Below are 18,824 nucleotides of genomic sequence, written 5' to 3' on the forward strand. Positions count from 1 at the left end.
GAACACTTGCTCCCGTTTGTGTTTCCAAACAATTGTTAAGGAAAAAACATGGCGAAAATTAGTCGCATTATTGGTCGCGAAATTTTGGACTCACGCGGTAATCCTACCGTTGAAGCCGATGTGTACTTAGAATCAGGCGTTATGGGCCGTGCTGCTGCTCCATCTGGTGCTTCAACAGGTAGCCGCGAAGCATTAGAACTTCGTGACGGTGACAAGTCTCGTTATTTAGGTAAAGGCGTAATGAAAGCCGTAGCCGCTATTAACGATGAAATTGCCCCTGCGCTTTTAGGTAAAGACGCACTAGCACAAGCTGATATTGACGCTATCATGATTGACCTAGACGGAACAGAAAATAAAGAAACTCATGGTGCAAATGCCATTCTAGCGGTATCGCTAGCAGTAGCTAAAGCAGCGGCCTTAGAGAAAGGCGTTGCCCTTTACGAGCACATTGCAGATCTTAACGGCACTCCTGGTCAATACTCGATGCCAGTACCTATGATGAATATCATCAATGGTGGTGAGCACGCTGACAACAACGTAGACATTCAAGAATTCATGGTACAGCCAGTAGGCGCAAAGAGCTTCAAAGAAGCCCTTCGCATGGGTGCTGAAATTTTCCATTCACTGAAGAAAGTACTTTCTGCTAAAGGCCTAAACACGGCTGTTGGTGACGAAGGTGGTTTCGCACCAAACCTTAGCTCTAACGCTGAAGCGCTAGCGGTTATCGTTGAAGCAGTAGAAAACGCTGGCTACAAAATGAATGAAGATATTACGCTAGCACTCGATTGTGCGGCATCTGAATTCTACAAAGATGGTCAATACGTATTGTCTGGTGAAGACAAGAGCTTCGATTCTGAAGCCTTTGGTGATTACCTAGCTGACCTTTCTGACAAGTACCCTATTGTGTCTATTGAAGATGGTCTAGACGAGAGTGATTGGGACGGTTGGGCAAGTTTGACCAATAAAATTGGCGAAAAAGTACAACTTGTTGGCGACGACTTATTTGTAACTAACACCAAGATTCTTAAGCGTGGTATTGATAACGGTATTGGTAACTCAATCCTTATCAAGTTCAACCAAATTGGTTCACTAACTGAAACCTTGAACGCAATTAAGATGGCGAAAGATGCAGGCTTCACGGCTGTTATCTCTCACCGTTCAGGCGAAACAGAAGACGCCACTATTGCTGATTTAGCAGTAGGTACTGCGGCTGGCCAAATCAAAACTGGTTCACTATGTCGTTCAGACCGTGTTGCTAAGTACAACCAACTTCTTCGCATTGAAGAAGCGCTAGGTGATGCTGCAACTTATAAAGGTCGCTCTGAAATTAAAGGTCAGTAATAGCACGCGCTTATATTAAATAAGCGCTTATTACTTATCTAATTGAAAGCTGTGTTAAGGCCCATATTTTATGGTCTCTTAACGCAGCTTTTTTGTGTCTGCTTGAAGCCTTTTCCTAACACCCTTTCAATAATGCTCCTTCAATAACGTCCCTTTCAAAAAAGATGACAATAATTAAGGACTAGCGAGCTTAATTTAAGACAAAAAAATACCCCAGCTCGTGCTGGGGTATTTCAATTTTAGTGTTGTTAGCGAAGCTACACGCTATTTAGAAGCGGTAGTTAGCACCTAAAGTCACTCGGCGGTCGGTAAGACCTTGGAAGCACAACAGTGCACCTTCATTAATACAAGACTGCTCAACTTCTGATTCAGTAATGTTTACCGCCTCAATACCTATGTTCAAGTCTTCGTTCACGTCGTAGTTGATGCTAGCGTTAAGCTGACCACGGTCTTCCTGAACTACTGGGAAACCCCAAGGGAAACTAGATGTGCTTCCGAAGTCGTCCGAGCGGTACGCTTCACGCCATGTGTAACGCATACGGGCTGACAAACCAAACTTCTCGTAGTACAAGGTAAAGTTATAGGCATTTTCAGATAAGTTTAGTAAGCCTTGAACTGTTGACACTTCAATATCATCGATACCCGTAGAAGCTGCAAATACATTTGCCGCACGACTAGTGGCTGTATTCTCTGAATCACCACCATCGAACTCTTGAATCGTGTAGTTAGCAAGTACACCGAAACCTGAAGCCCAACCAAGTTCTTTTTCAAAACCTGAAAGGTCATATTGAACCGCAATTTCGATACCTTTTTGCGTGGTTTCGCCAGCGTCGTTAATCTTAGTTTCTGTACCTACACAAATACCTGTGCCTAGTTCAGGTCCAAAAACGTTGATATCAGCAATTGGGTTAAACACACCGCCACCTTCACAAGGGTCGGTAAGATCACGATAACCTGTTACTGGATCTTCAAATGCACTTACAATCTGGTCAACATGAAGCGCTTTACGTGTTTTATGGAATATACCAACACTTAACACGCTCGCTTCAGCAAAGTACCATTCTGCCGCTAAGTCGAAAGAGGTTACTTCTTCAGGCTCTAAACCAGGGTTACCGATAGCTACATTTGGGTTAGGGCTTGTGCTAAATGTTACTGAAGTAGATAAGTCGTCGAAGTCAGGTCGGCGTATATCTTTACCGGCACCGAAGCGAAGGACAACATCATCAGCCACATCAGCAACAATATTTAATCGAGGTAGAATGAAATCATAATCACCGGTATTAGTTACTTGCGATACCAATTCGTTTCCATCACCGTCAACAGTAATTGAGTTACCTACAGAGGTAACGTCTGTCTGCAAATAACGCAAACCAAAATTACCGCGGAACATCTCATATTCAAAGTTTGCTTGCGCATAAAGTGCATGTGTTTCTTCTTCGATGTCGAAGAAACCTGATGAACTTGATGTTGGCGCATTCAATGTAGCCGTCGAACCGTGTGCGTCCATAGCTTGTTGTAGTGTAGCTAATACGCCATCTGGATCTGAAGCCACTAATTCAGGGTTAATGATTAAGAAATCTCTAACGTAAAGTTCGCGACCATCCGCATCGTTGAAGTTATTAGGCCCAGCGACTAGTAATTCAGAGAACAAATCACCTCGAGGGCTGTCTTCCATACTTCTTAAACCAACACTGGTGTTAACATCGTCACGGGTGCTCGCTGATTTATTGTAGCGATAACCAAAGTCAACTGACGTGATCATCGAGTCTACGTAATAAGAAAAATCAAAACGGATCGCATCTTCTGAGTTTTCAGTGGTATCTCTACCTATATTCACATCACGTAAAACAACGTTAGCAGGGTCTAAAAGCTGTTCTACTGTTGGTGCGTATTCTGCACCAGAAGCAATTCCGAACGCTAATGAACCGCCAGATAAGTCATATTCAAACGGAACACTGTTGTCGTTACCACCACCAGCATCTAGCGGTGCATTGGGGTTGATAAAGTTAAGGGTAGTATTAAAGCTAGGAGTGGTAGTATCTGAAGATGAAGAGGCAACTTCAGCACTTACAAACCATTTCTCGCCTTGCCACTCACCACCTAATCTAAAGATTTGGCTCTCTGTAATACGAGAGTTTGTATCGGTAGACAAACGAAGATTAGGATCGTCGTCATCGTTATCAAGATTGACTGGAATGACACCGCGAAGAGCAGCCTGCATTGAACCTAAATCAGTGCCACCTAAAGAACCGAAATTAATCGTTTCGAAGGCATCCGGTACTGAAATATCGTTAAGTGCACTTACGCCTGACGCTTGAACACGTGAGCTTTCTTGCAAACGTTCTTGGTCATTGATGATTGCATCGAAGAAAAACTTAGTGTTGTCGTTTGGCTGCCATTCAAAGGTACCTACAAAGTTTTTCGTTTCATATTCGTAGTTATCATAATCTTGTACGAAAAACTGAATGGGTAGGAAATCGAAGGATTGCGCACTGGCCACGCCGCTATCTGATGCAATTAAGTTATCTCGGTCAGCACGTGGTCTGAACGCCGATACATCTTGCTCCGAATAACTACCACTCACTACCACACCGAATTTACCGTGATCGTTTTCCCAGTTATCACCAAACGTCGCTGAAAGATGAGGTTGGAAACCACTGTCTGTAGACAAGCTGCTGTTTTCACCTTGAATACGAATCGACGTCAATCTCTCAGTTAATTGAAGAGGACGAATTGTTTTAAGGTTGATGGTACCACCAACAGAACCTTCAATTGTTTTCGCATCTGGTGACTTGGTAACTTCCAAACCGGCAATAATTGCTGCTGACACATCTTCAAAATCGATACCGCTTCGGCCTGCGCCTGAACCCACTGTAGATACGCCGTTTATTTCTGTTCGGTTAGCGTCGGTACCACGAATCTGAACCCCTGTCCCAACACCCGCTTCACGCGTAATTTGTATACCCGTGATGTTTTCTAACACTTCCGCTAAGTTTTGGTCAGGCAATTTACCAATGTCTTCAGCTTCAATGACTTCTACTAAATTGTTTGTAAAACGTTTTTCGTTTAGTGCACTGGCAAGCGAGGCGCGCATACCAGAAACCTGTATAACTTCTACGTCTTTTTCAGCTTCTTGTTGAGCGTCTTGAGCAAGGGTAGAAGTGGCAAAACTCAACGATGTTGCAGATAACATCGCTAAGGTAATCTTAGATAATGTGTGTTTCCTCTTGCAGCGTTTTGAACCGAGCTTTTAGGCTTTCAAATCAGCGTTGCTAAGTTATGTGTGGTTACACCCTGCACCATTAAAGATACACTTCACTTACAAGATAATTACAAAGCCAGACGAAAAACATACAATGGTCAACCTTTGATCACTCAAAAACACAGATTCATTAATACCAATTGTAATACCAATTAATAACCAAACAACTAACCAATTAAAGCACTCACCATCTAAATCAGATACTAACATATAGTTATCAAACGGTTAGCAATAAAAAGCTACAATTTGAGTTTATTTTTTAAGTAGAAAACGTGAGATAAATTAAATAATTATTCTTTAGTATTGATTCGTCAAATGAAGACCAATTCGAAAGCGGTAGTACTAATTTCTTATATAAATATATTCGATGCGACTAGATTGGTAATGTAAAATGTTTACGGCTATTGTTGCCGTACGCTGGCGGGATAGATACTTTCATTTGTGGGCATTCATTACAGAAAAACTAGTTAGCGTTTCAAGGCTGTTAATTCAGTCACGCAGCCTATAATTCTCCTGCTGCCAAACTGTGACTTATATTTATTAGTTGGTAGCATTGGGTTTCTGGATACCCAGCCTAAATCCTGCTAACGTAGGTTTATTGCGTCTTTTTTATTGTCTTACCAGTATTATGGCATCCGACGGACATACGTCTTCCACACAATCAGGCTTTTTTAGCAATTCAGGCGAGCTAGGTGGTGCACAACCACAGTTCACTGAAATTTGTACTGCGTTATACGAAAGAGAGCTTTTGCTTATCGCGCACAAGGGCCCAGCCAATGTGTCGATACTGCGCCGCCGATTAGCCGGCCTGCCCCACCATATTCGAAGTGTGGCGCGATACCTCATTGACAATAACTCACCGCTAGACATCGATCCCCACAATGGAAGTTGGTTTATCAAGCAACCTGGAAAGTGCCCTGGGATCACCCAATCTATTGATAAAAAATATCAGTGGTATAGGCAATATGCAGATTACGGTTTGGTTGTACCGATATGCATCACTACGCTAGAAGGTATGCATATAGAGCTCGACTCAATAGATAGCGTGAACCGCACCACAAACACGCTTCATACTAATAAACACGGATGGTTTTCTCTTGACGGCGAGGTGGCGCATAGTGAGATTGAAACCAATCAGTACACCCCAGAAAAAGACACTCCCTGCTTCACCGACGCAAATGCGGTATTAAAACGGCAACTTCTAAAACCTACGACGGCAATTATGGCATCTGCGTGCAGCGGACATATGTGGCGACATAAATCGAAGGGAGCACCTCGAGCACTTTCATTGCGAGAAATGCGTCTGTCTACTCACATAAACTGGAAAAATTTCACCCTGAAAGGTTAAGCCGAGTTCTTATTTAAGGCACACCTATGGCAGGCTTTAACAACAACGCAATGATTACCTTGATACATACTTCCCTGCACAGTGTCGGTATTTAATCCAACGCTTCTTCGTAGCGCTTTATAAAGCGAGAAAAGGCTTCAACGTGTGGTAAGTGCCCCAAACCGTCAAGCTCTTTCACCGTTATGGCAGTGTTGCGGGCTTTAACTTCAGCGCCAAGTTTATCGTAACGACCTAACTCTCGCGTAACGCCCTCTTTTTTCCAACCTCGCCCAGGTCCGGTTCTATCCCGTGTACCTAAAATTAAGGTGACAGGTATTTGTAAATTATCGAATTCTTCGATAACCGGTTGAGTAAATATCATGTCGTAGGTTAACGCACTCACTTTGGCTAGCTGAGGCCAATCATCACCTTCAATCCACCCTGTTAGAAAACTAGCATGTTCCGCATAGGTACTATTCCAATCACCATCGTAATAGTTTTTCTTTTGATAATTAACGATATCTTCAGGCGTTTTTTTCAGTTCATTTTGATAGAAAAATTCCACATCTTTGTACTCAACATAATGCAGATAATTCTCTAACCCTATAGGGTTGATTAATATCAATTTGCTCGTCATTTCAGGGAAAAGCAGTGCAAATCGCGATGCCACCATGCCGCCCATTGAATGACCTGTCACAATCACATCGTCTAGATTCAAAGAGGTGAGCAAATCTTTGGTATTATTCGCTAATGCTGCAAAGCTGTATTGATAATTAACCGGCTTATCTGATTTGCCAAAGCCAATTTGGTCAGGAATAACCACCCCATATCCTTGATTGTGTAGCCAATTAGCTGTCGTTTCCCAATAACTACTGGCAAAGTTCTTACCATGCAACAACAGTACTGTTGGTTGCCCTTCTTCTGCCGGCAAATACATGTATGCCATGTTCAATCCCCGCCCTTGAGATTCAAATGTCAAAGTGTGAACATCAAAGGGATACTCGAAGTCGGTTAGATTTTTCGAAAAGGGTTTTGCAAAAACAATGGTTGAAAACGTGAAGATAAGAAACGAATAACCTAAAGAAAAAATAGCGCGCTTCATCATTTTGCTCTCAAGAAGATAGTAAGTGATTTACCCTATCAAAATCACTAAAACAATACGCCTTGATTAAGCAGCAAATTTCGCTGTTCCATCGCAATTTGGCTAATTGAATAGGCAATACCAGCGCTTCACCAATTTGATGAAATTAGTATATACATCCTAACGACCCGCTTTTTACCCACTGGATTCAAAGCAGGTGAAATGAAAGTGTTAAATTACAACAAAAAGTAGGATAAAAACCCTATTTTCAAAAAACCATTATTTATAACCAAAATTTATACGCATTATTAGAATCAAAGGTTGACCTTAAAGGCGTGGATCGGTACATTGTCGCTATCAACTGGTCGGCAAAGAAAATACGCAAATGATGCGCAATCGCTTTCTTCTAACTCTACTCCTTATGGCAGCAAGACTGCACGGGTAGATTGCGACCAGCGATTAATTACACAGAAACCCGTGCTTAGCACGGGTTTTTTTTTAACTTTTATAAACGAGAGAGCGTTATGACAAATCAAGTGAAAATCTTTGATACCACATTGCGAGACGGTGAGCAGGCCTTACCTGCAAGCTTAAGTGCCAAAGAAAAGCTGCAGATCGCTCTAGCACTCGAACGTTTAGGTGTTGATATCATTGAAGCAGGTTTTCCTGTTTCATCGCCTGGTGATTTCCGCTCGGTTCAAATGATCGCAAAAGAAGTTAAGAACTCTGTAGTTTGTGGTTTATCTCGTGCATTGGCAGGCGATATTGATGCCTGCGGACAGGCACTTAGTGTGGCTGAGCAATTTAGAATTCACACTTTCATTGCTACATCAGAAATTCACGTAGGCGCGAAATTACGTAAATCTCACGATGAAGTAGTAGATATGGCAGTTGCAGCAGTTAAACATGCTCGCAAATACACTGATGACGTTGAATTTTCATGTGAAGATGCTGGCCGTACTCACATAGACTATTTATGCCGTATGGTAGAAGCCGCCATCAATGCCGGCGCTACCACGGTGAATATTCCCGATACGGTAGGTTACACAACGCCAACAGAATTCGGCGGCATTATTCAGCAGTTGTTTAACCGCGTTCCAAATATCGATAAAGCCATTATCTCTGTGCATTGCCACAACGATTTGGGCTTAGCAGTAGCTAACTCGTTAGCCGCTGTAGAACAAGGTGCACGCCAAGTTGAATGTACTATTAACGGTATTGGTGAACGTGCGGGTAATGCGTCCCTTGAAGAAATTGCAATGATTTTGCAAACCCGTCAAGCCATGTTGGGTATTAACACCAACATCAATTCGCAAGAAATTTCGCGTACTTCTAAGTTGGTTAGCCAATTGTGTAACATGCCCGTTCAAGCGAATAAGGCCATTGTAGGTGCGAACGCATTTAGTCACTCATCGGGCATTCACCAAGACGGTGTATTAAAAGCGCAAAATACCTATGAGATCATGACACCGGAAAGTGTAGGTATTAATAAAAACAACCTAAACTTAACCTCTCGTTCAGGACGCCATGTGATTAAGCATCGCTTAACTGAATTGGGTTACAAGGTAGAAGATTACGACTTAGAAGCGGTTTACGACGCCTTCTTGAAGTTGGCTGATAAGAAAGGTCAAGTTTATGACTACGACTTAGAAGCTTTATTATTCTTCGATAAGCAAAAGCACGACCACGCTCACTATCAATTGATGAACCTTCAAGCAACGTCAGGAAGAGAAATCATTCCAAGCGCGACGGTTAAACTGAAGGTAGGTGAAGAAGAGATTATCCAATCTAGTATTGGTAACGGCCCTGTTGATGCAGCATACAATGCGATTAGAGCCATCTTGGGCCATGAAGATGTTGAAGTTGTAGACTTCAAATTAGATTCAAAAGGCGAAGGGGCCGATGCCCTAGCACAAGTAAGTGTAATCGCCACTTATAAAGGGCGTCGTTTCCACGGCATTGGTCTTGCCACCGATATTGTTGAAGCTGGTGTTAAAGCCCTTATTTTCGTACTAAACAACACTTATTTAGCTGATCAAATTGACCAGCAGAAAAATCAACAAGAACGCGTTGCAGGAGTTTAAATGAGCCAGTTCTCAATTGCCGTATTAGCCGGAGACGGTATAGGCCCAGAAGTAATGCAAGAGGCTAACAAGGTCTTAGATGCGGTAGAAAAGAAATTCAACGTAGCATTTAACCGCACAGCCTACCCTGTAGGTGGTTATGCTATCGATACTGAAGGTGAAGCCCTGCCCTCAAAAACCTTGTTAGGTTGTGAGCAAGCCGATGCCATTTTATTTGGTAGTATTGGCGGCCCTAAGTGGGACACCTTACCGTTAGAGCAACGCCCAGAGCGCGCTGCGTTACTAACACTGCGTAGTCATTTTGATTTATTCAGTAACTTACGCCCTGCCCGCATTTATCCTGGGTTAGAAGCCTTGTCTCCACTGCGTGAAGACATTGCTAAATCGGGTGTAGATGTGTTGGTGGTTCGTGAACTTACCAGCGGCATTTACTTTGGCCAGCCCAAGGGTCGCGAAGGTGAAGGCGAAGAAGAGTTTGCTTATGACACTATGCGTTACAGCAAACGCGAAATTCGCCGTATTGCAGTTGCCGCTTTTGAAGCTGCACAGAAACGTCGTGGTAAAGTAACTTCAGTCGATAAAGCCAATGTATTACTGACCAGCCGCTTATGGCGCGAAGTGACTGAAGAAGTGGCAAAAGACTACCCTGATGTAGAGCTTGACCACATCTACATTGATAACGCGACAATGCAAATCATGAAGAACCCAGCGCAGTTTGATGTAATGCTGTGTTCAAACTTATTCGGCGACATCGTTTCTGACGAATGTGCCATGATGACAGGCTCTATGGGCTTATTGGCTTCTGCTAGTATGAATGAAGATGGCTTTGGTTTATACGAGCCAGCGGGTGGTTCTGCACCTGACATAGCAGGTTTAGGTATTGCCAACCCAATTGCACAGGTGCTTTCTGCCGCCATGATGTTGCGTTTCAGTATGAACCTAACTGATGCTGCCGACGCTATCGAAAAAGCGGTTATTGCCACATTAGAAGCGGGGGTTCTTACAGGCGAACTCCTTCCTGATGATAAGCGAGAGAACGCATCTACCACCTCACAAGTAGGTGATGAAATAGTAAAACAATTAATGGCGCAGGAGTAATTAACACCATGGCCAAGACCTTATACGACAAAGTGTGGCAAGCACATATTATCGATCAATTGGGCGAAGACAGCTTAATTTATATCGATCGCCACCTTATACACGAAGTAACTTCGCCTCAGGCTTTTGCTGGCTTAAATGAAAAAGGCCGTAAAGTACGTTGCCCTGAGCGCACTGTTGGTACCATGGATCACAGTATTTCTACTCGCTCGTTGGCGATAGATGCATGCGGCCCGCAAAATGCGCTTCAACTTCACACCCTTGCGAATAACTGTGAACAACACGGTATTCAGCTGTACCCTGTTGGCCATCAAAAGCAGGGTATTGTGCATGTTATGGGCCCTGAACTAGGCCTGATTCAACCGGGCATGACAGTAGTATGTGGCGATTCACACACTGCCACCCATGGCGCATTCGGTGCCCTAGCATTTGGTATTGGTACGTCTCAAGTTGAGCACGTATTAGCAACTCAAACCCTTAAGCAAAGCCGTGCGAAAAGCATGCTTATTAAGGTAAATGGTACGCTTCCTGTTGGTATTACTGCGAAAGACATTATTCTTGCCATCATTGGTAGAATTGGTCACGCAGGCGCAACGGGGCACGTTATTGAATACGCGGGTGAAGCTATTTCCGGTTTAACCATGGAAGAGCGCATGACCGTGTGTAACATGAGTATCGAAGCCGGTGCTAAAGCAGGCTTAATTGCACCAGATGACACTACTTTTGAATACCTTAAAGGCCGTGAATATGCGCCGAAGGGCCAAGACTGGGAAGACGCAGTAGCCTATTGGAAAACCCTTTACACTGAAGAAGGCGCAAGCTTTGACACAGTAGTAGAGCTTGAAGCGGCTGACATTGCACCTCAGGTTACTTGGGGCACAAACCCAGGCCAAGTTATTGGTGTTGATGCACCCGTGCCGGGCCCAGATGATTTCTCTGATCCTATCGAAAAAGAAAGTGCCAAAAAAGCCTTGGGCTATATGGGATTATCAGCAGGCGATAAACTTGCCGATGTTGCCGTAAACCATGTGTTTATCGGTTCTTGTACTAATGGTCGGATTGAAGATTTACGTGCAGCTGCCCATATTGCTAAAAACGGCAAAGTGGTCGATTCGGTTACCGCCATTGTGGTTCCGGGTTCAGGTCATGTGAAAAAACAAGCGGAAGCTGAAGGGTTAGATAAAATTTTTACCGATGCTGGCTTTGAGTGGCGCTTGCCGGGCTGCTCTATGTGCTTGGGTATGAACGACGATAAACTGGTGGCTGGCGATCGCTGCGCATCAACCAGTAATCGAAACTTTGAAGGCCGCCAAGGCCGTGGTGCACGCACCCACTTGGTTAGCCCAGCGATGGCAGCTGCCGCCGCTATTACGGGCCGTTTCGCCGACGTTAGAGATTTTCAGGAGTAAATAATGTCTGATACAACACAAGGTTTTACCGCGCATACAGGTACAGCGGTACCGCTAGACCAAGCTAACGTAGATACCGACCAAATTATTCCTAAGCAGTTTCTAACTGGTGTAACCCGTGCGGGCTATGGAAAGCACTTGTTCCACGATTGGCGTTATTTGGATTTAGAAGAAAAAGTACCTAACCCTGAGTTCTCATTGAACAAACCTGAGTTTGCCGGTGCAAGTATTCTACTTACCAGAGAAAACTTCGGTTGTGGTTCTAGCCGTGAACATGCGCCATGGTCGCTGAACGATTTTGGTTTTAAAACCATTATTGCCACCAGCTATGCTGATATATTTTACGGCAACTGCATTAACAACCAATTGTTGCCAGTTGCGCTTGCCAGCAGTGAAATGGACGCGCTATTTGCAGCAGTAGAAGCCAATCCAGCGCTAGAAATTACGGTTAACTTACCAGAGCAAACTGTAACTTTTGGTGAGAATAGCTTTAGCTTCGACATTGCGGATCACCATAAAACTAACTTGCTAAAAGGGTTAGATGCAATTGGCCAAACGCTTGAGCTTACCGACAAAATCTCGGCTTACGAAGCTAAGCAACCTGCTTGGATTTAAATACTGGCTGTAAAATACTCACTCTTAAACGTAAAGTTTAAACTTTAGTATCGTTCAGTGGAATTTTGCGCCGTAGTGATGGCGAAGTACTCGTACTTCGCCTAACTTTAGTAAGTAATTAACATCGCTCAAAAAATTGAATGGAGTCTTTATGCTGAAAGCAGTACCTATTGATGATCTCAAACCAGGGATGTACATCAACCAAGTACTTAAACAAACTGGCAGCTTACGGATGCGTTCAAAGGGCCTTATAAAACATCAAACGGTCATCAACACCTTAAAATCTCGCGGGATACAGATTGTTCAAGTAGACTTCGAGAAGTCTGTTATTCACGAACCAGCAACCGACTCAGCTCCCCTTCCCACTTCAGAAACAATCGTTCAAGCGTCTACTAACGTAAAAGAAGAGCAGTCGCCAGCCCCAAATAGCCTTACAAGAAACGCAATGAAAGAAGCTAATGGGCTTTACTTTGATGCGATAAATATACAAAACGGTTTTTTATCTGCACTTAATCGTGGTGCGGTAAACGACTTAAAATTAGTGAAAGAACTAGCTCAGAGCCTTATCGATAGTATATTTGATAACAAGGACGCCCTGTCCTGCTTAACCCTGATAAAAAACAATAACGCTTACCTGCTAGAACACTCTATCAACTGTAGTATTTTAATGGGCATGTTTACCCAGTTTCTTGGCTATGACAGAGGAACCATAGACCAAGCGAGTCTAGGGGCATTGTTAATGGACGTTGGCATGTCGTCGTTACCTATGGATGTTCACAACAGTGTTCAAGACTTGTCAGCGGCAGATTGGGAAGTGATGAAAACCCATGTTGATATTGGTGTTGAGCTTGTGGAGCAGTGCGGTGATATTTCGGATTTAGTGTTATCGATTATTGCGCAACATCACGAACGCATAGACGGCAGTGGCTACCCTAAAGCACTCAAAGACATGGAAATTTCAGAATTTGCGCGCATTGCAGGTATTATTGATACCTACGATGCTATGGTGTCCAATCGTCCCCACAAAGAAAGTATTAGCCCCACCCAGGCCCTCAAACGATTAACGGAAGATAAGAGCCTCGATCAAGCCTTGGTTAGCCAATTTGTCACATGCATGGGAGTGCACCCTGTAGGCTCAATTGTTAGGCTAAAAAGTGGGAAACTTGCCATTGTCAGCCAACAAAACCCACTTAGTACAATGAGTCCCATTGTAATGACATTTTATAGCGTTCCATCCCAGCAATATGATGATATTACTCGGTTAGATTTAAGTGATAATGACGATGAAATTGTTTCGGGCGTGCGGCCCGATGATTTCAACGTGAACTTGTCGAATTTCTTTCAAGACGTATTGGTAAATCAAGCGCCAGACTAATGAGCACCCTGACTATAAGCCAAGGGTATTAACATTCACTTCAATACCCATTACCTAGCGCCTTTACTACCAGTCAGTAAGCGCCGCCATGGTGAAGAGTTCTTCTTCAAAACCTAGCACCACTTGCTGCGCTTCAATATTGACAATTTGCACTTTATCGTCAATCCAATCACCCTCACTCATTTGTATGCCATTCACTCGCACCCAACGATCGTCTGGTCGTGAAGCGTACATATGCGCACTGAAATTCATAGAGGGCAACCGCGTTAATAGCCGTACAGGCAACTGATCAACACGCTGAATATTATCTCGTACCGTCACTTTCGTTTCCGGCTCAAAATCATTGTTCTCAGCTTGAGTATCAAGCGCTGCCACCGCTTGATTAAAACGCGCTAACAGTTCTGGCGATACTTCAATCTTGTTGTCATCTTGGTTACCTTGAGAATTAAGCACCCGCCCTTCTTCCTCAGCCGCGGCTAAGTCGAGGGTATCATCAGCGTCATTTTGATTTCCCGACCGCGTCTGATTTTCCGTCCGTGATGGGTTTTCCGTCCGTGCTTGGCTTGGCACTGACTGCGAATTTGGGTTGGTATTAGCGGCTTGCGCTATGCGATCTGAACCATCTTCTTGCGAAGCGATATTTTCAGAAGGTGAATTATCGCTAGTCGTTGATACTTGTTCAGATGCATTGGGCACCATTAGTGGCGTAGTTTCAGGCGCTGTAGTTTGTTCAGCCCCTTGTTCGCTGCCTTGAGAGTTCACTTGCGCAGGTAACTGTGAAGGGGCTTGTGCAAGCGCTTGGGAGCCTTGCTCCGAGATGCCAATGGTGTTTGGAGCTTCAGGTCGAATAGATTCCACAACCGACGCAGTAACGGTAGGCCACCACTCCCCTCGCGTGGCAATCAGAAACCCTAAGCATAAACCACCTGCAACAATCGCTGAGTAAGTCGCCAGCTCTTTACCATATACCTTCCACATGGAAGGCAGCCCTTGCACGGTAGGCAAAAACAAACTGCGATTAAATTGGTCAGATAGCGTTTTGTCGAACTTTGCGCTGGTATCGTGCTGGCCACGTAATAGCGCTTGGGTTTGCGTTCGATGTCCGACGCCAGCTGTCGCTGCAGGCGCAATCTCTACGGTTTGATCGGGATCTATTTCTATTTCCTGAACCCCCATTTCTGCTAAGCCTTCCACCATAGCATCACTGGAGACCAGGCCGGATTTTCGAATTTTAACCGGGCCATTCTGTTGCGTAATTCTAACAATCACCATGCCGGGCTTTAGGTCACTAATACTAAGAATGTTAGACATATAAACTCCCTAGGCCATAGCCACAAAACACAGCCACTACAAATGCGCTAGCAAGCCACCATTTACGGTTACCCTGTATACGCTGGCTGACCACATCTTCACCAAGAATTTGCTGTGCCGCAGCAAGGAAAATAGGCTTTTGCACTACGGCATGTTGTTTGGTGAAAGAAAGCGTTAATGCCCTATCGCAAAGCAAGTTTATAACTCTTGGAATACCACCGGTTATTTGATGCACTGCCCGCAAAGTAGATTTGCTAAAAATACTCACATCACCGTGTGCCACACTAAGCCTATGCGCTATGTAAGCACTAACTTCTGGGGCGGTAAGGGGCAGTAAATGATAGCGCGCAGTAATACGCTGAGCGAGCTGTCTTAGCTCGTTACGCTTCAATAGTTGCTGTAATTCAGGCTGACCAATTAATACCACTTTTAGTAATTTTTCGCGGTTGGTTTCTAGATTCGTGAGTAACCGCAACTGCTCCAACACTTCAGGCAATAAATGTTGCGCTTCATCAACCATCAACACCGTATTCATGCCCTGTTGGTGATTTTCTGCCAATTTAGATAAAATCAAATCGGTGAAGTATTTTAAGCTGGCTTTCTCTTCTTGGTACGGTAAACCAAGTTCATCGCATACCGTGGCGAGCAACTCCAGCGCAGAAAGCGTTGGGTTTAGTATCATTGCTACTTGGGTGTTATCCGGCAATTGTTGCAATAACTTACGAGAAACCGTGGTTTTCCCTGTACCTACCTCGCCGGTAAGCATAACAAAACCGCCACTTTCACTTAGCCCAAAAGTAAGGTGAGCTAACGCCTCTTTGTGCCGCGGGCTCATATAGAGGTAATCGGGGTTTGGTGCGATTGAAAACGGATTATCGCTTAACCCAAAGTAATTCAAATACATGGTATTCGCTGTTGAAGTTGAAAACGCGATTTAAACTACCAGAGCGTGAACAGAAGTCAAAGTGTGCTTATACAATCTGCTTCTGTAATAATAACTATTGGCTGAGTTAAATTTTAAAATAGAGGTTACATGCAGGTTTATTTAGTTGGCGGCGCGGTACGCGACACCCTTTTGGGAAGAACCGTTACCGAACGAGATTATGTTGTGGTAGGAGCAACACCAGCGCAAATGCTAGCTAAAGGCTTCACTCAAGTCGGTAAAGACTTTCCTGTATTTTTACACCCCAAAACCTCAGAAGAATACGCACTTGCCCGTACCGAACGTAAAATGGGAAGCGGTTATACAGGCTTTGAGTGCGACGCTTCTACCTCGGTTACGTTGGAAGAGGATTTAAAACGCCGGGACTTAACGGTAAATGCCATTGCCCGAGATCAAGACGGCGAACTTATCGATCCTTATCATGGCCAACAAGATTTACAAAATAAAGTACTTCGTCATGTTTCTGAAGCGTTCAGTGAAGACCCTCTGCGGGTATTTCGCGTTGCCCGTTTCGCCACCCGCTATGCCTACTTAGGATTCACCATTGCTGAAGAAACCCTAAGCCTGATGACCGACATGGCCAAGTCTGGTGAATTAACTAGCCTAAGTGCAGAAAGAGTATGGCAAGAAACCAAGCGAAGTTTACTTGAAGCCACGCCCGAGGTATTTTTCAAAACCTTAAAAGCGTGCAACGGCTTAGACGACTGGTTTGCAGAACTTAGTCAGTCTGAAAGCGCTTTTAATACTGGCATTCAAGCGCTCAAACAAATTCAAAGGCAAACGCACTCTCAACCACAAGAACAAGACGCCAGTCCGTCTGCGCCAATAGAAGTTCGTTTTGCAGCGCTTTGTTCAGGCTTATCACTCAATGACGTTCAGCAACTGTGTAAACGATTAAAAGTGCAAAATACGGTAAGCGACATTGCTGAAATGGTATGCGCGCATAAAACATCACTTCTTAATTGCGACAAACTAGACGCCGACACGCTGTTAACAGTGTTTAATAAAACCGATGCATGGCGACGACCTGAGCGCTTTAGGCTTTTTCTTAATGCCCTGCAACCAATTGCAATGCACCCCTCTGATTCAGCGCAGGCCGGCACTATGAGTTCATTACATTGGCCAGAGCGCGAAGCGTTGATAACTCAAGCCTTAGTGGCAGCCAATGCCGTGGATGTTCAGCACATTATTGCTCAAGGATTTAAAGGCCCAGAAATTCGTGAAGCACTAAACAACGCTAAATTGGAAAAAATAAGCGCACTACTTTGATAAGGCGCACTGGCAAGTGCGTTTTAAAAATGAGCTTTTATAAAGAGCTCACACAAAACACATCGGTAAATTACCTATTACGTGTTTTTTTTCTACGTTTTGTACCATAAATGCTACAATACGCCCCATTCAATATGAGCGTTTTTATACTATGACTTTCGAAGATCTCGAATTAGACGAAGAACTCTGCCACGCGGTGGCGGATATGGGCTACGAGAGCCCCACCAGCGTACAATCTTTGGTTATCCCTCATGCAATGGACGGACGCGACATTTTAGCGTCTGCGCCTACTGGCACGGGTAAAACCGCTGCGTTCTTGTTGCCGGTTTGTCAGTTTTTACTCGACTACCCGCGTAAGCAGCCAGGTTCAACTCGCATTCTTATTCTTACCCCTACCCGCGAACTTGCGCTGCAGGTGTATGAACAAGCCGTAGAGTTAACCAAGCACACTGACATTGTTAGCGGTGTGATCACCGGTGGCATTAACTACGGTACCGACAGAGAAACCCTTAGCCAAAGCATCGATATTTTGGTGGCGACACCAGGGCGTTTATTCGAGCATATTCAAAATGAAATGGCCGATTGTCGAGACATCGAGTGCCTTATTCTTGATGAAGCCGATCGCATGCTAGACATGGGTTTCCGCACTATTGTGAACCAGATTGCTAGTGAAGCACGCTGGCGCAAACAGAACATGCTATTTTCTGCCACATTGGAAGGCGGCGGTGTAAGTCAGTTTGCCAAAGACATTCTGCAAAATCCTGAAGTGATTGAAGCCTTTCCATCACGCAAAGAAAAGAACAAAATTCACCAGTGGTATCACTTAGCTGATGACTTAAACCATAAAAAGGCATTGCTCGTTCATATATTAAAAGAACAAGCGACTACCACGGTTGTATTCGTTAAAACCCGCGAACGCCTGCAAATGCTTAAAGACTATTTAGCATCGCAAGATATTATGGTGTGCTGGTTACAAGGCGAAATGCCACAAGATAAACGTATGGCTGCCTTAACGCGCTTTAAAAGTGGCGAAGTGCCGGTACTCTTAGCTACCGACGTAGCCGCGCGAGGCATTGATGTACCTGAAGTTAGCCATGTTATTAACTTCGATATGCCACGTAAAGCCGACGTTTATGTTCACCGAATTGGACGTACCGGCCGTGCTGGCGCCAAAGGCACTGCGATATCTTTGATAGAAGCCCACGACTTTGAATTTATCACCAAAGCAGCGCGCTACACCGAAGAACCAATCAAAGCCCGGGTTATCGCTGAACTTCGTCCGCAAAATAAAGCCCCCAAAATTGGCCCAAGAAAGAAAAAGCTAACGGCGAAAGACAAAGCAAAAGCCAAGTCCAAAGCGAAACCAAAAATTAAGAATCGCACGAAGAAGCGCTAACGCGATAACCTGACGCGGGGATAAGTGATGCGGCCATTTGCGTGCTAGTTGATGACGAGGTTGGCGATGGCACGGTTAGCGATGGCACGGTTAGCGCGGCCAATCAGGTGTATTGGCTGCGCAAGCTTTCTCCCAATTCAGGGCAATCTGCGAAACCGGCAGGTATAAACCACCTTTAGCCATTCAAAGTTTTTTAAAAACGGTGCCTTATTAAGTTGCTCTTAATCTGCTACACAAGCTATTAAATAAATCGCGATTAAAACTGCAATATTAGCGACACAGGCTAGCAAGTAGGAGAACTAACTGCACAGTA

Annotated in this window: 14 protein-coding genes; 10 read left to right on the plus strand and 4 right to left on the minus strand. The window is 44.3% G+C overall.

Annotated elements, in window-relative coordinates; all coding sequences use genetic code 11:
• Positions 1 to 48 precede the first annotated feature (48 nt).
• On the plus strand, positions 49 to 1,341 hold the full coding sequence (gene eno, locus C7Y69_RS05590) for a phosphopyruvate hydratase (protein WP_013785244.1): 1,293 nt from the start codon (positions 49 to 51) through the stop codon (positions 1,339 to 1,341).
• 268 nt (positions 1,342 to 1,609) lie between these two features.
• On the opposite strand, the gene C7Y69_RS05595 is transcribed toward eno, so the two are convergent.
• Positions 1,610 to 4,534, minus strand: coding sequence for a TonB-dependent receptor (locus C7Y69_RS05595; protein WP_126872052.1), 2,925 nt, complete (start codon positions 4,532 to 4,534; stop codon positions 1,610 to 1,612).
• Between the two features lie 622 nt (positions 4,535 to 5,156).
• Between C7Y69_RS05595 and C7Y69_RS05600 the strand changes: the two genes are divergently transcribed.
• Positions 5,157 to 5,951, plus strand: coding sequence for a hypothetical protein (locus C7Y69_RS05600; protein WP_232363144.1), 795 nt, complete (start codon positions 5,157 to 5,159; stop codon positions 5,949 to 5,951).
• A 91-nt stretch (positions 5,952 to 6,042) separates the two neighbouring features.
• Here C7Y69_RS05600 and C7Y69_RS05605 read toward each other — a convergent pair whose 3' ends face one another.
• A complete protein-coding gene (locus tag C7Y69_RS05605) occupies positions 6,043 to 7,032 on the minus strand; it encodes an alpha/beta fold hydrolase (protein WP_126872086.1) in 990 nt (329 codons plus the stop codon).
• Positions 7,033 to 7,535: 503 nt separating this feature from the next.
• Here C7Y69_RS05605 and leuA point away from each other — a divergent pair.
• The 5 genes from leuA (at position 7,536) to C7Y69_RS05630 (ending at position 13,592) form a co-directional block, all read left to right on the plus strand.
• A complete protein-coding gene (leuA, locus tag C7Y69_RS05610) occupies positions 7,536 to 9,095 on the plus strand; it encodes a 2-isopropylmalate synthase (protein ID WP_013785248.1) in 1,560 nt (519 codons plus the stop codon).
• The gene (leuB, locus tag C7Y69_RS05615; protein WP_013785249.1) at positions 9,096 to 10,193 is read left to right on the plus strand and encodes a 3-isopropylmalate dehydrogenase; all 1,098 of its coding nucleotides are present in this window, start codon (positions 9,096 to 9,098) and stop codon (positions 10,191 to 10,193) included. It begins immediately after the preceding gene.
• A gap of 8 nt (positions 10,194 to 10,201) precedes the next feature.
• Positions 10,202 to 11,602 carry a 3-isopropylmalate dehydratase large subunit gene (gene leuC, locus C7Y69_RS05620; RefSeq protein WP_013785250.1) on the plus strand — a complete coding sequence of 467 codons (1,401 nt, stop codon included), beginning with the start codon at positions 10,202 to 10,204 and terminating at the stop codon, positions 11,600 to 11,602.
• 3 nt (positions 11,603 to 11,605) lie between these two features.
• Entirely contained in the window at positions 11,606 to 12,217 is a 612-nt protein-coding gene (leuD, locus tag C7Y69_RS05625; protein WP_013785251.1) for a 3-isopropylmalate dehydratase small subunit, read from the plus strand.
• A gap of 151 nt (positions 12,218 to 12,368) precedes the next feature.
• Positions 12,369 to 13,592, plus strand: a complete 1,224-nt coding sequence (locus tag C7Y69_RS05630) for an HD-GYP domain-containing protein (RefSeq protein WP_126872053.1) — start codon at positions 12,369 to 12,371, stop codon at positions 13,590 to 13,592.
• 66 nt (positions 13,593 to 13,658) lie between these two features.
• Here the strand turns inward: C7Y69_RS05630 and C7Y69_RS05635 are convergent, their stop codons facing one another.
• Together C7Y69_RS05635 and C7Y69_RS05640 are read right to left on the minus strand one after the other, a co-directional pair.
• A complete protein-coding gene (locus C7Y69_RS05635) occupies positions 13,659 to 14,903 on the minus strand; it encodes a general secretion pathway protein GspB (protein WP_126872054.1) in 1,245 nt (414 codons plus the stop codon).
• Entirely contained in the window at positions 14,896 to 15,807 is a 912-nt protein-coding gene (locus tag C7Y69_RS05640) for an ExeA family protein (protein WP_013785254.1), read from the minus strand. The genes C7Y69_RS05635 and C7Y69_RS05640 overlap by 8 nt, the downstream gene beginning before the upstream one ends.
• A 129-nt stretch (positions 15,808 to 15,936) precedes the next feature.
• Here C7Y69_RS05640 and C7Y69_RS05645 point away from each other — a divergent pair, with 129 nt between their 5' ends.
• The 3 genes from C7Y69_RS05645 (at position 15,937) to C7Y69_RS21515 (ending at position 18,690) form a co-directional block, all read left to right on the plus strand.
• Complete coding sequence (locus C7Y69_RS05645) at positions 15,937 to 17,115, plus strand: multifunctional CCA addition/repair protein (protein ID WP_126872055.1); 1,179 nt, start codon at positions 15,937 to 15,939, stop codon at positions 17,113 to 17,115.
• A gap of 151 nt (positions 17,116 to 17,266) precedes the next feature.
• Positions 17,267 to 18,511 carry an ATP-dependent RNA helicase SrmB gene (gene srmB, locus C7Y69_RS05650; RefSeq protein WP_126872056.1) on the plus strand — a complete coding sequence of 415 codons (1,245 nt, stop codon included), beginning with the start codon at positions 17,267 to 17,269 and terminating at the stop codon, positions 18,509 to 18,511.
• A gap of 41 nt (positions 18,512 to 18,552) precedes the next feature.
• Positions 18,553 to 18,690 carry a hypothetical protein gene (locus C7Y69_RS21515; RefSeq protein ID WP_185864142.1) on the plus strand — a complete coding sequence of 46 codons (138 nt, stop codon included), beginning with the start codon at positions 18,553 to 18,555 and terminating at the stop codon, positions 18,688 to 18,690.
• Positions 18,691 to 18,824: the final 134 nt, after the last annotated feature.

Origin of the sequence: Alteromonas sp. KS69 (genome assembly GCF_003989595.1) — a bacterium.
Classification (GTDB): domain Bacteria; phylum Pseudomonadota; class Gammaproteobacteria; order Enterobacterales; family Alteromonadaceae; genus Alteromonas; species Alteromonas naphthalenivorans.